This window comes from Campylobacter sp. RM16189 (assembly GCF_012978815.1).
GTDB lineage: Bacteria > Campylobacterota > Campylobacteria > Campylobacterales > Campylobacteraceae > Campylobacter_A.
Map to the genome: position 1 here is coordinate 156,002 of NZ_LIWR01000006.1, position 12,882 is coordinate 168,883.

Below are 12,882 nucleotides of genomic sequence, written 5' to 3' on the forward strand. Positions count from 1 at the left end.
TAAGGAAATTTTATGAAAAATAAACTTATATCTTTGATGATTACCGCTACAGCTTTTAGTTCGATGTTTGCGGGAGATTTTATATCTCAAACAACCGCAATTTTTTTAAACGGCAAAGACATAGGAAAAATAGAGGTTTTAACTCCTGTTGAAATTGTAGAAAAAGGACAATCTCTAACTAAGATAAAAATACAAGGAGTAGTTGCGGATAATTATAAAGAGAGAATCCAAAGAAGCATTCCAAATGCTGAAGTTTTTGTTGTTTTTAATGAAGATGTTGACGGTAATTTTGTTTTTAATAAGAAATTAGAAGATGATTATGGTGAAATTTGGCATGAGGTAAGTGGAGTTTATGAGGTTGATTCAAAGCTTATAACAGCCGATGAGGAGGCCTTGTACGACCAAGCAAAAAAAATATACGAAGAGAGCTGTTCTGCCTGTCACAGACTGCATCAGCCTAATGATTTTACAGCTAATCAGTGGCCTGCAAGTTTGCAAGGCATGATTGATGCTGGTTATACTGCAATAGATGAAAATAGTTTAAATTTAATCACAAAATATTTGCAGCATAACGCTAAAGAAAGTTATTAAAATTAAAAAGACCAATATTTAGAAAAGGGGATAATATGAAAAGACGAGATTTTATAAAGACCTCAGCTATTCTTGGAGCTAGCTCTTTGAGCGCTAGTAGGATTGATGGTGTTACAAAAACTATTTTTGACAATAAGAAAGTTTTTGGAGCAAATAGATTTGGAACTTTTTGGGCCAATATAAATTCAGAGCAGATCGTTTCTGTAAGTGATTTTGAAGGTGATAAATTCCCAAATACTATGAATTATTCGCTGCCGGATGTGATTCAAAACGAAAACAGAGTTCTTTATCCGATGGTAAGAAAAAGCTATCTAAAGGCTAAAGGTCCTGCAAAAAGTGAATTAAGAGGTAATGAAGAGTTTGTAAGAGTTAGCTGGGATGTAGCTCTTGATCTTGCCGCTAAGGCTTTAAAAGAAAATTTTGATAAATATGGCCCTGAAAGTATCTACGGCGAGTGCTACTGGTGGGGCGGTAGCGGTAAAGTAGGCTGGGGCAGAACCGTAGCTCACAGAATGTTAAAAATTCTTGGCGGATATGTTGAGGAGACTGATGATTATTCGACGGGAGCAGGTCTTACTATAATGCCTTATGTATTGGGAAGCGGTTCGGTTTATGATACGCCAACCAAATGGAAAGCCGTTGTTAAAAATGCTAAAAACGTAGTATTTTGGGGTACTGATCCGATAGTTACAAATCAAATAGGTTCTATTCCTCCACTTCACTCTAACTATCCTGGCATCATAGATCTTAAAAAATCAGGCATAAAAACTTATAGCGTAAACGTAATGGTTAACGATACTGCTCGCTATTTAGGCTCTGAACCTATAATAGTTGTACCAAATACCGATACCGCAATGGTGCTTGGAATGTGCCACCACTTATATGAAAATCATCTTTATGATGCTGAGTTTATTAAAAAATATACGGTTGGATTTAATAAATTTAAAGACTATTTGCTTGGTGTGGAGGATAAGATTGTTAAAGATGTTAAGTGGGCTAGTAAAATTTGTGGTGTTCAACCTGAATATATCGCTAAATTTGCAGAAAAACTAGCAAAAGAGCCTACTACTATTTTAATAGGTCGTGCACTTCAAAGAGCAGACCACGGAGAGCAAATTTTCTGGGCTTTAGTTACTCTAAGTGCTATGCTAGGGCATATCGGCAAAGAGGGTCTTGGGTTTGAGTTTAGTTTAGGATATAACTCAGGCGGTGCCGGAGATAAGATAGCTCCGGTTTTAAAGGGTCTTAGCACAAGAATAAGTGAAAAATATGAGACGCCAGACTCTCCTTGGAAAAAATTTAAAAACGTAACTATTCCTTCATCACGCTCTATCGAAGCACTTGAAAATCCAGGCAAAGAGATAGATCATAACGGTAAAAAGATAAAACTTCCACATATGAGAGTAGCTTATAATGCATCAGGTTCGATGTTTACACGTCACCAAGATGTAAATAATATCGTTAAACAATGGAAAAAATTTGAAACAGTTATCACTGCAGAGCCTTATTGGACGAGTACAGCAAGGTTATCTGATATAGTATTCCCTGTGGCTATCGAAGTTGAGAGAAACGACATCAACCAAACCGCTCCAAACGGCGAATATATCGTAGCATATAGACCTATCATTAATCCTATGGGAGAGAGCAAGAGCGACTTTTGGATTTGTGAGCAAATTTGTAAAAGATGGGGCGTTGGCGAAGTATTCACAGAAGGAAAATCAGAGCTTGATTGGGTTAAGGAATTCTACAACGATGCGGTAACTCAAGCAAAAAATCTCAATGTACAAATGCCTAAATTTGAAGAGTTCTGGGAGAAAGGTTTTGTAAGATTTGAACAAGATAAAAAAGAGACGGAGCTATACACTAGACTAGCGGCGTTTAGAGAAAATCCTGTAAAAAATCGCCTTGGAACACCATCCGGTAAGATTGAAATTTACTCTCCTGCCGTAGCTAAATATGGCTATGATGACTGCCCTGGACATGCTACTTGGCTAGAGCCATTCGAGTGGCTCGGTAGCGAAAAGACTAAAAAATATCCGATACATATAGTAAGTCCTCACTCAAGATATCGCTTACACTCTCAGCTAAATAACTCTATTATTAGAAATTTTGCCGAGGTTAGCGGCAGAGAGCCTATTTTGATGAATCCAAAAGATGCTAAAGAAAGAGGTCTTGCCAATGGTGACATCGTAAGAGTATTTAATGATCGCGGTGAAATTTTAGCAGGCGTGCTTATAACCGATCTTATTCAAGAAAAGGTTGCTGCAATATGTGAAGGTGCGTGGTATGATCCTGAAAAATGGGGAGAAAAGAGCCTTTGCCAACATGGTTGCGTAAACGTATTAACTCGTGATAAAGGCACAAGTAAGCTAGCTCAAAGCAACACAGCCCACACAACTCTAGCACAGATTGAGAAATTTAAAGGCGAGATTAAGCCTATAAAAGCATTCTCAAAACCTACTATTATTCAATCTCTATAAAATTTAGCCCAAGATTTCTTGGGCTAAACTCTATAAACTGTTTTATGTTATCATAGTGTAAAAATTTAAAAGGAAAAATATGAAAAAAATTCTATTTCTAATGATAACTTCGGTCTTCGCATTTGGCGTTACGACCGTATCGGAGCCTAATGATCCTTGCGAAGAGTATAAGAAAACAGCTTATGAGATGTTTAGAATATTAGACGCCAGAGCTGAAAATAACAAACATGAGCAAGCCGAGGTCAAAAAGATGAAAGATGCTTTTAATAAGGGTCTTGAGAGAATAAATACTTTAAACGATAGAGATAACGTCTGTATAAAGGCCACCCAGTCAATCAAAGAGGCAATAGAGCTTATGCAGCCTGTGCGATCTTATCAATAGGTTAAAATCTTAATTTGTATTCAAATCTTACTTGATAAACATAATTAATTTAAGTTACAATATTAAAATAAAAAATCAAAGGATAAGTATGAATGATTTTGTGAGAGTTTCACAAATTTTAAAGGCTTTTAAGGCTGAATTAAACGCACTTTACACAAATCTTGAAGATAACGAGATATTAAGCGAAGGGCTTAAGATAGCGGGATTTGAGGGTGCAAAGAGCGAAAAAATAGCCGTTTTAAGACGTGTTGTAGATCTTAAAGAAGAGCCGCTTGAAAACGAGTTAAAAAAGCTTAAAAAGAGCGAAGAAGAGATAAAAGCGGTAAAAGATCGGATGTTTATATATGTTAAAAATCTTTATGAAAGTCGCCACGCAAATTTGATAGATCAAATCGCGCAAGAGGGCGTTTTGGACGAATTTTATATAACCCTGCTAAAAGGAGTTCACGACATAGGGCTTGCGATGAACGACTGGCAAATATCTTGGAATAAGCAAATTTTACAGACTACAAATAAAGAATTTGAGGCTAAATTTAAAGATTTTAACGAGGCTTTGAAATTTATTGATGAAAACAAGCTTTTTCAGACCGAGCCAAGCGGAGAGAAGGCCGATAGAAGCTACGGAGCGGTTGTAAAATCAGGCGAAAAATATGAATTTGCGCCTTATGTTTTGGCTTTTAAAGATGAGGTCGGCAAGGTGGCAAATAGGCTTGAAAAGATGATAGAAAGCCTTAAAAAAATAGCTTCGCACGAAGATCACAAATCCTATGTGAACTATTTTATCAAGCTAAAAGACGCTTTTTGCGAGACGGATAACTCTAAAGTGATATCTGCTTGGCAAGAGGCTGAGATAGCTTGGATGGATGTGCGCTCGCAGCTTCAAGTAGGACATCCGCTTGAATACTACGAGGATGCCTACACGCACGCGGTCGCGCTTGAGTGGGACATCAGGCTTGCTGAAGTAAGCGAATTTAACGAGGAGAAATTTAGACGCGAGATCAAAGAGAGCTTTGAAAAAATTTATAAGCAAGTGGTTGCAAATAGCCTTAAAATGCACGAGCTTGTGCTTTCAAACATAAATAAAACTCAGCTTTACATCTCAAATCCTATGATTTATTATGGTGCCGAGCTTAACGGACTATTTTCAGCCCAAGTTGTGCCAAACGATGAGTTTGTAAGCAAAAAATGCGGTAAGAAAATTTTTGCCTTTGTAAATCACGTCTATGAAAGCGCAAAAGCTAGGCCTTTTATGAGGCTTTCGGGCGAAATTTTTGATAAAGAGTTTTTAAATTTCGGAAGAGAAATTTTATTTACCAAGCCTGAAGTGTGGAGAAGAGTTTATGAAATTTCAACGATCGGGCATGAGTTTGGACATGTGCTTTTTGTGAGCGAAGATAGCGAAAAAGAGATGAATACTGGCGGCGTGTTTAAATTTATAGAAGAATATAAGGCCACAACCGGCGGGCTTGTGAATTTCTTTTTGCACGAAGAAGAAATGTATAAGCTGCCCGTATTTCATGAGCTTATAGCGCGCTGCGTGGGACTTATAGCTTGGCGTGAGGTTGATGAGGTTAGAGCGTATTATTGCGAAGGGCTTATCCATCTTAGCTTGCTTTTTAAAGCGGGTGTGCTTGGCTTTAAAGATGAGAAATTAAGCGTGAATTTTAGCTTGCAAAGCTACGAGAAATTCAAAGAAATTTGTATGAAAAATTATGAGGATTTAGCAACTCATTATGTTAAAAAAGCTGAAGCAGGCGAGTTTTTAGCCAAATTTTGTGAGCGTGACGGACAAAGCTATCTGCCAAAAGATGAAACCGTGAAAGAATTTGTGAAATTTTACTACGACAAGTACCAAAAGATCGGCAATGAGGTCGATAATAGCGGCGAATGGCAAAAATGGCAAGAGATAGCCAAAAAACAAAACTAACAAAAAGGAGAGAGTGGATGATAGATTCAATGGGTGAGCCGCGTATCAAGCTGGTTGCGCTTCCGAAGGATACAAACTCTGCAGGCAATATATTTGGCGGTTGGATAATGAGCCAGATCGACCTTGCAGGAGCGACCGCCGCGCGTGAAGTGGCGCCTGAGAGAGTTGTAACGATATCTATGCAAGAGGTTATCTTTAAAGAGCCTGTCTTTATTGGAGATGTGGTTAGCTGCTACGCTAAAATTCTTGCAGTGGGCAAAACATCGATAAAAACGCAGATAGAAGTAACAGCTCAAAGGCTAAATAAAGATGGCTTTCGTGAGTGCATACACGTAACAAGCGCGATCGCAACCTACGTAAGTGTCACAAAAGACGGAGTTAAAAAGCCGATTGATGAAGAGTTAAAGAGGCTGCACGGGTTTTAAATTTACAGCTAATTTTAATATGCATTTTTGTAATATTTCTTTTATATATTAAATTATATAAAGGAGATATTTATGAAAAAGCTAAGCTTAGTTTCTCTACTTATTTTGGGTCTTTTAAGCCTAAATGCAAGCGAATTTAGAAGCGTCAAGGATATGGCCGGAAATGAGGTAAAAATCCCTGCCGTAACTAAAAAAATCGGCGCTCTTTGGCATGCAAATAACCAGATGATCCTAACAGTAGGCGGTGCAGACAAGATCGTAGCAACTACCGATAAGATCAAGCAAAACAAGTGGTTTGCACACATCTATAAGCCTATTGCGCAAATTCCAGCTTCACTAAACGGCAACGATATCCAGATAGAAGAGCTCGTAAAGCTAGCTCCTGATGCTATAATCGTGTCAAACAAAAACTACCGCGAAGAGCTAGTTAAACATGGATTTAACGTATTTTACGCGCTTTTTACAAATTATGACGATATGAAAAAAAGCGTGATGATGACAGCTGAGATAATCGGCAACAATGCAATTAGTAAGGCTAAAGAGTTTAACGACTATTTTGACTCAAATTTTAAGCTAGTAAATGATATCACGAGTAAAATTTCAGCTACCGATCGTCCAAAAGTGCTTCATATACTAAACGGTACAAATTTGTTAAAAGTTGATGGCAAAAAGACTATCATAAACGAGTGGATCGAGCTTGCAGGCGGAGTTAACGCTATCGAAAAAGAGGGCAATATGATAGAGATCACCACTGAAGAGATCATCAAGGCAGATCCTGATGTGATCATCGTTGGAGGCGTTAAAAACGAGCAAGCCGTTGAAAAAATCTATAAAGACATAGTATTTTCGGGACTAAAAGCGGTTAAAGATAAGCGAGTTTACGGCAATCCAAGCGGTGTGTTTAGCTGGGATAGATATGGCTCAGAAGGTGCTCTTCAAATACTTTGGGCGGCTAAAACTCTGCATCCTGAGAAGTTTCAAAACATCGATATGAAGGCTGAAACTAAGAAATTTTATAAGCAATTTATGAACTACGAACTAAGTGACGAGGAGTTTGGTTACATCTTAAAAGGGCTAAGTCCGGAGGGTAAATAGCTCAAATTTCATAAAACTATAAAAGAAAGAAGCTCATGCAAGAATTTTATGAAAAGCCGGCTTTTAACTATTTTGTATTGGGCGGAGCGGTTTTGGCGGTTGTGATAGCTTGCATGGCTTCTTTGTTTTATGATGATGAGAATTTAAAATTTTTAGGCTCTTTTGGTTTGCATGAAATTTTGATTTTATTTCTGCTCTTTTTTCTGCCTTCGGTTGTGTCGTTTTTGTATCTTAAATTTGTAGATTTCCAGGCGGATAAAAAAGTGCTTTATAATCTTTTCATAATGCCATTTCGCGAGATCATGATAGCTATTTTGATCTATTTTTTACTTACCCAAGGCGCTATGATACATGAGTTTGCCTTGCTTTTTGCACTGCTTGCGTTGCCTATGTTTGTAGTTAACGCATTTCAGGTTATCTTTGCGAAATTTACTTTTAAAGGCTAGTTGTGAGTTTAAAACTGATAAAAAGGCAATTCTCGTTTAAATTTATGCTCATCTTGCTTGTCTCGCTTACTTTTATAACGGCAGTTTTGGCTCTTGGCATAGGTAGATTTAGCGTGGGTTTTAGCGATGTGGCGCGCTCTATGCTGGCTTTGATCGGATTTGAGTTTGAGATACCTCAAAATATCTATAACGTCGTTACGCAGATTCGCCTTCCTCGCATTATTGCGGCGATTTTAGTAGGAGCTGCGCTTGGAGTAAGCGGCACCGCGTATCAAGGAGTTTTTAGAAACCAGCTTGTAAGCCCCGATCTACTTGGTGTCTCAGCGGGCGCTTGCGTAGGTGCAGCCAGTGCGATACTGCTTGATTTTTCACTGCTTGGTATTCAGGCTATGGCATTTGTCTGTGGGCTGATCGCCGTTGGCATGACGCTAAGTATACCAAAGCTTATGGGGCGAGCAAGCACTCTTATGCTCGTGCTTTCAGGCGTCATCGTAAGTGGGCTTATGATGTCGATAATCGGCTTTTTAAAATACATCGCAGACCCAGAAACTAAGCTAGCCGACATCGTTTATTGGCAGCTTGGAAGCCTGGCTAAGGTAGATGTGTCAAATTTATACGTGCTTGCTCCTGTCATGGTGGTTTGCGTGATCTTGCTCATACTTATGAGCTGGCGGATAAATTTGCTCTCGCTTGGCGATCTTGGTGCGGCTAGGCTTGGCGTAAACGTTGCACTTGAGCGAGGTGTCATCATAGTTTGCGCGACTTTGCTTACGGCAAGTAGCGTTTGCATAAGCGGTATAGTGGCTTGGATAGGGCTTTTGATGCCTCATCTTGCACGCATGCTAGTAGGTGCCGATAACTCAAGAAGTATACCGGCAAGCATATTTATGAGTGCGATTTTTTTGGTTATCGTTGATACTTTAGCTCGCACGATGAGCGTTAGCGAAGTGCCACTTGGCGTGCTTACGGGCTTTATCGGCACGACCTTTTTCATCTGGGTGCTTTTTAAAAATAAAAGGGTTGTTTGATGCTTGAGATAATCGATCTAAATTTTGCCTATCCAAACGGTGCCGGGCGTCTTAAAAACGTAAATTTAAGCCTTAAAAAGGGTGAAATTTTAACCGTGCTTGGTAAAAACGGCGCGGGCAAATCAACTATGCTTGGTCTCATGAGCGGTGCACTTAAGCCAAATTCCGGCAAAGTTATGCTAAATGGACGAAGCGTGCTTGATATGAGCAATAAAGAGCGAGCCAAGTTCATGGCTTATGTGGCTCAAAGCGAGGTTTGTGAGTATGAATACAGCGCGCTTGAATACATCACAATGGGGCGAGCGGCTCATCTTGGAATTTTTGCTAAGCCTGCCAAAGAGGACTATGAAACAGCTAAAAAATACATCCAAATGCTTGGTATCGGCCATCTTGAGAGCAAATTTATAACTCAAATGAGCGGAGGAGAAAAGCAGATGAGTTCTATCGCCAGAGCCCTTACCGCCGAGCCTGAACTCATAATTTTTGATGAGCCTACGTCAGCGCTTGATTTTGGCAACCAGTATAAGTTTTTAAAGATGGCAAAATGGCTGCTTGAAAAGGGCTACACCATAATCCTAACCACGCATAATCCCGACTTTGCCATCTTGCTTGGCGGAGTTGTGGCACTTGTGAAAAACGGCGGAGAGGTCGAGTGCGGGAGTGTAAGCGAGATAATCAAAAGCGAAAATTTAAGCCAGCTTTACGATACTCCGCTTGATGTGAGCTTCGTTGAGAGTGTAAAGCGAAGTTGTTGTTTAACTTATCCGCTTTAAGCCAAAGAGCCAAACTTTAGCAGTTTAAGGCTCTTTTTAAGTCTGAAATATACAAATTTTGCTGTCTTTTTAGGTAAAGATATAAAATCGGTGCTAGAAAAATATTTTTAGGTTTTATGTTTTCTGTGAAATTTAAGATGGTTTGCGAGTTTTCTTCTTTGAAAATTCCGATCCAAGTTCCCTTTATACTCTCATTTTCTATCTTAAGCTCAAGCCTTTCATGAGGCTTAAAAAGAGTGATTTTAAAATTTGTTTGGCGACCGTTTTTTGAAATTTCTACAAAGTGAGTTTCATCTAAAATTTTAGTCTCTTTTAGATCGCTGCGCCACGCACACTCTTTAAAAGAGGTGACAACCTGCCAAACTCTTTTGATATCGCAGTTTATCTTTGAGGTGGTAGTGCAAGTTGCCATCTTTCATCCTGAGATTAGTCCATATCGTCAAGCAATTCTTCGTTTGATTTTACGACAAGACCTGATCCATGCACTACGCTTGGGATACAGCTGGTGCAAATTTCAACCTCTTGACCGTTTTTGTGAGCGTGGATAAATACGGCGTTTGAGTTTTCTTCGCTGGTTATTCCACAGACGTTGCATGCATAAATTCCGTTTATTTTCATTATAAATCCTTTTTGAAATTTTGCTTATTTTAACTTGAAATTTAAAAAGCCAAGATGATTTAAATCAATTCAAATTGTAGCAAATTTAAAGATGAATTTGCTCTTTTTGAAAGAAAAAGTGCGAAAAGTAAATCACAAAGAAAATTTGCAAAAACAGCCCGACAAGCGGTATCAAACAAAGCAGATAAAATATAAGAGCGGTAAATTTATACTCATATCCACCCATGTCAAGCAGAGCTATCTCAAAGCGGTTTTTGCTAAGCGTATTTGAGCCGATATCGATAAATAAAAGCGAATAGTAAAGATAAAAAAATGGCACGTTTATGATGAATAAATTTAAAACCGGCACAAATAAAAGCGGGAGGCTTATGAGAAAAAGAAGGCTAAATTTGCCTATCACAATTGCCATAAGCTTTAATGATCTAGCTAGCGATATGGTTTCAAATTTGGGCAGTTTGTAGTGTCTTTTGTTTATCTCGTCAGTTACTACCGGAGTTAAAAACCCGGCCACGATAAGCGCTATAAAAACCGAAAGTATAAGCACGAAAAATGTACCCGTCAGATAAAAGAGAGCAGAAACTATCCACTTCGTAAAGCCGTATGATAAAATCGCGGTGATATAAGGATGAGCGCTTTCGTCTAAAAAGCTAAAATCCCCGCTTGCGGCACCCATGCTTAAGGCTGTGTAAATTTCCTTGCCGCCAAATATCATAAGCGCACCTAAAACGATAATGCTAAGCACAAGCGGCAGGGTCGAAAGGATAAGAAATTTAGCCGTTAAAAAGTCCTTAACGGCGAGGTTAAAATTCTTTATCATTTTACTTTTTTATACTCTGTTTCAAGGGCTTCATATACCTCGTCTACGCCGTTTAAATTTAGCTTTAAAATTTCGCTCATAACGACATTATCTTCCTTGCCGTTCCAGACTTTTTTGTAAGTGCCGTCTTTATAGCCGTTGTTTTGGCGGAAGCGATTGAGCACGTTTTTGCCGATGTAGCATTCATATAGCGAGTGTAAATTTACGCCACATTTTAGGCTCATCGCAAAATACACTTTAAGCAGGTCAAACAGCTGAAATTCAAATCCGCTTGATTTGTGTATGAGCATCTCTATGTCGTTCATCACTTCATAAATGCTTTCGTCTTCGATATTGTAAGCGTCTTTGCAAAATTCGTTAAATCCGCTTGAAGCGCAGATATCTTCGCTTAGCTTAGTTATATCTCCTAAATTTTTTATCTTGTATTGTTCAAGCATAAGGCTCATCAAAAAGTGCCAGATATCAACAACTTCAACGCGTAAATTTTCTTTGTTCGTAGGCGCGTTTATGTCTTTCCAGTGCTTCCATGCAAAACTGTCTATGAGTTCGGCGCACTCCATATATATGCAGCGTCTCCAGTTTATAAGCTTGCCGTTTTTATTTATGCCTTCTTCCCAGCCTATGCCGTTGGTTTCGTCGTTTAAAATTTGCTGTAAATTTAGCATTTGAGTTATCATCTCTTGCGCATTCATAAAAATTTCCTTATTTTCAAATTGCGAGATTATAACGAAAATTTAATAACAGCTGCATTGCAAACGCTAAATTTAGACTAAACGTAGAGTTTGAAGCTGTCAAGCTGCTCGATTAAATTATCAAATAGCTTTTTGGAAGTTTCAAGCAGGTTTAAGTCAGCCTTATTTTGTTTTAGCAGTTCGTCAAATAGCCTTAGAGTGCCTTCGCTGACGAAATTTTTGTGATTTATATCTTTGATGGCAGGAAGCTCTTTTTTAAGGCTATTTGCAAGGTTTGTGAGTTTAGTAAATGCAGGAGTTTCGCCCGCTTTTACGTTTTTCATAAACTCGTCTATTTTAGGAGCAATACTTTCAAGCGCTTTAGCTAGCTCTTTTTTATCATTTTCATCAAGTCCGTTTCCGACATAAGAAAAGCTATATCCATACTCGTGCGTTAGCGTTAAAGAGCGACTTTGTGCGTTTGAGGAGCGAGAGCTTGCATACTCAAGGCTTTTATTATCATACATCGAGAACTTAATCTCATCTCCGCTACTGGTTTTAAAGCTAAAGTCGAAATTGTTGAAATTTGCGTAACTTGAATTAATCTGCATAAAAATCCTTTTTGTTTTTTAAATCGTCAAATCTCAACCAAACTTAATAGCGATTTTTGTAAAATTAAACAAAAAAGGCTTAAGATGTGCTGCTTTGGAGCGAGAGTTTTTGCGCTTATTGCGATAACTTGTCTGAGTTTTATCCTGCATAAATTCTATCCGCAAATTCCGGTTATCGCTTATTATCTACTGCTTGCAAATTTGCTTGCGTTTGTTATGTTTGCGCTATTTTTTAAAGATCTTTTGCCTAAATTTGTAAAGCCTTCCGCGATTCATTATTTTTCGTTGATCGGTGGCGTTTTAGGCGGACTGGCTGCAACTTTGGCATTTAAAAAATTTGAGGGAAATTTCTTAAAAATTGAGCTTATTTTGCTTGCTTTTTGGATATTGATCGTATCTTACATAACGCTAAATTTCACTCAAGTTTCGGCATTTTTTGCGGGATTTTTAAGCTGATGGATGAGAGAATTTTAAAATTTATAAGCAAGATGCACCTGCTTAGCCTTGCGGTGATAAGCGATGCTAAACCCTACGCGGCAAGCTGTTTTTATGCTTTTGATAGAGAGAATTTTAGTCTTATCGTAGCCGGAGATGATAAAACGACTCACATTAAAGCGCTTGAAATTTCAAGTGAGGTTGCAGGCACCATTGCACTTGATACGAAGATAGTGGGCAATATAAAAGGCGTGCAGTTTAAGGGAGTGATGAGTAAAGCAAGCGAAGATGAGCGTAAGATTTATTTTAAGCGATTTCCTTATGCGCTTGCTATGAATCCGCGAATTTACGCTATAAATTTAAACTGGATAAAATTTACTAACAACGCACTTGGCTTTGGCAAGAAGATAGAGTGGAGTAGAAATTTTTGATTCAAGTCTATGCTTGAGTAATAATATGATTTGTTGTAAGTATATTTTTAAAAAATTTTAATATATTACATTCATATTGTACCTAAGTACAATATACCAATATTATTTTTATTGATATAATTCATTCAAAATAAATTTTAAAAAGGATAAAC

General features: G+C 38.2%; 16 protein-coding genes. 11 read left to right on the forward strand and 5 right to left on the reverse strand.

What is annotated here, in order from left to right; genetic code table 11:
* The first annotated feature begins 12 nt into the window (after nucleotides 1-12).
* From CDOM16189_RS06115 to CDOM16189_RS06155, 9 genes are all read left to right on the forward strand, one after another.
* Nucleotides 13-591 (forward strand): hypothetical protein, encoded by a 579-nt coding sequence (locus tag CDOM16189_RS06115; RefSeq protein WP_169975818.1) that lies wholly within the window; start codon nucleotides 13-15, stop codon nucleotides 589-591.
* Nucleotides 592-626: 35 nt separating this feature from the next.
* Nucleotides 627-3,071 carry a molybdopterin-dependent oxidoreductase gene (locus tag CDOM16189_RS06120; RefSeq protein ID WP_169975820.1) on the forward strand — a complete coding sequence of 815 codons (2,445 nt, stop codon included), beginning with the start codon at nucleotides 627-629 and terminating at the stop codon, nucleotides 3,069-3,071.
* Nucleotides 3,072-3,150: 79 nt separating this feature from the next.
* Nucleotides 3,151-3,453 carry a hypothetical protein gene (locus CDOM16189_RS06125; RefSeq protein WP_169975822.1) on the forward strand — a complete coding sequence of 101 codons (303 nt, stop codon included), beginning with the start codon at nucleotides 3,151-3,153 and terminating at the stop codon, nucleotides 3,451-3,453.
* 88 nt (nucleotides 3,454-3,541) lie between these two features.
* Complete coding sequence (ciaB, locus tag CDOM16189_RS06130) at nucleotides 3,542-5,380, forward strand: invasion protein CiaB (protein WP_169975824.1); 1,839 nt, start codon at nucleotides 3,542-3,544, stop codon at nucleotides 5,378-5,380.
* Nucleotides 5,381-5,400: 20 nt separating this feature from the next.
* Entirely contained in the window at nucleotides 5,401-5,805 is a 405-nt protein-coding gene (locus CDOM16189_RS06135) for an acyl-CoA thioesterase (RefSeq protein ID WP_349304335.1), read from the forward strand.
* Nucleotides 5,806-5,877: 72 nt separating this feature from the next.
* Nucleotides 5,878-6,900, forward strand: coding sequence for an ABC transporter substrate-binding protein (locus tag CDOM16189_RS06140; protein WP_169976197.1), 1,023 nt, complete (start codon nucleotides 5,878-5,880; stop codon nucleotides 6,898-6,900).
* 35 nt (nucleotides 6,901-6,935) lie between these two features.
* Nucleotides 6,936-7,346 carry a hypothetical protein gene (locus CDOM16189_RS06145; protein ID WP_169976195.1) on the forward strand — a complete coding sequence of 137 codons (411 nt, stop codon included), beginning with the start codon at nucleotides 6,936-6,938 and terminating at the stop codon, nucleotides 7,344-7,346.
* Between the two features lie 44 nt (nucleotides 7,347-7,390).
* Nucleotides 7,391-8,374 (forward strand): FecCD family ABC transporter permease, encoded by a 984-nt coding sequence (locus CDOM16189_RS06150; protein ID WP_169976199.1) that lies wholly within the window; start codon nucleotides 7,391-7,393, stop codon nucleotides 8,372-8,374.
* Nucleotides 8,374-9,147: an ABC transporter ATP-binding protein gene (locus CDOM16189_RS06155; protein ID WP_169976193.1), complete on the forward strand. Its 774-nt coding sequence runs from the start codon at nucleotides 8,374-8,376 to the stop codon at nucleotides 9,145-9,147. Before CDOM16189_RS06150 ends, CDOM16189_RS06155 begins: the two co-directional genes overlap by 1 nt.
* Before the next feature lie 16 nt (nucleotides 9,148-9,163).
* Here CDOM16189_RS06155 and CDOM16189_RS06160 read toward each other — a convergent pair whose 3' ends face one another.
* The 5 genes from CDOM16189_RS06160 to CDOM16189_RS06180 form a co-directional block, all read right to left on the reverse strand.
* Complete coding sequence (locus CDOM16189_RS06160; RefSeq protein ID WP_169976191.1) at nucleotides 9,164-9,559, reverse strand: polyketide cyclase; 396 nt, start codon at nucleotides 9,557-9,559, stop codon at nucleotides 9,164-9,166.
* 14 nt (nucleotides 9,560-9,573) lie between these two features.
* Nucleotides 9,574-9,765, reverse strand: coding sequence for a hypothetical protein (locus CDOM16189_RS06165; RefSeq protein WP_169976189.1), 192 nt, complete (start codon nucleotides 9,763-9,765; stop codon nucleotides 9,574-9,576).
* Nucleotides 9,766-9,850: 85 nt separating this feature from the next.
* On the reverse strand, nucleotides 9,851-10,582 hold the full coding sequence (locus tag CDOM16189_RS06170; RefSeq protein WP_169976187.1) for an EI24 domain-containing protein: 732 nt from the start codon (nucleotides 10,580-10,582) through the stop codon (nucleotides 9,851-9,853).
* Nucleotides 10,579-11,274: a dUTPase gene (dut, locus tag CDOM16189_RS06175; protein WP_169976185.1), complete on the reverse strand. Its 696-nt coding sequence runs from the start codon at nucleotides 11,272-11,274 to the stop codon at nucleotides 10,579-10,581. Before dut ends, CDOM16189_RS06170 begins: the two co-directional genes overlap by 4 nt.
* 77 nt (nucleotides 11,275-11,351) lie before the next feature.
* Complete coding sequence (locus tag CDOM16189_RS06180) at nucleotides 11,352-11,864, reverse strand: ATP/GTP-binding protein (RefSeq protein WP_169976183.1); 513 nt, start codon at nucleotides 11,862-11,864, stop codon at nucleotides 11,352-11,354.
* Between the two features lie 84 nt (nucleotides 11,865-11,948).
* Between CDOM16189_RS06180 and CDOM16189_RS06185 the strand changes: the two genes are divergently transcribed.
* Nucleotides 11,949-12,320, forward strand: coding sequence for an L-arabinose ABC transporter (locus CDOM16189_RS06185; RefSeq protein ID WP_169976181.1), 372 nt, complete (start codon nucleotides 11,949-11,951; stop codon nucleotides 12,318-12,320).
* Entirely contained in the window at nucleotides 12,320-12,730 is a 411-nt protein-coding gene (locus CDOM16189_RS06190) for a hypothetical protein (protein WP_169976179.1), read from the forward strand. Before CDOM16189_RS06185 ends, CDOM16189_RS06190 begins: the two co-directional genes overlap by 1 nt.
* Nucleotides 12,731-12,882 lie beyond the last annotated feature (152 nt).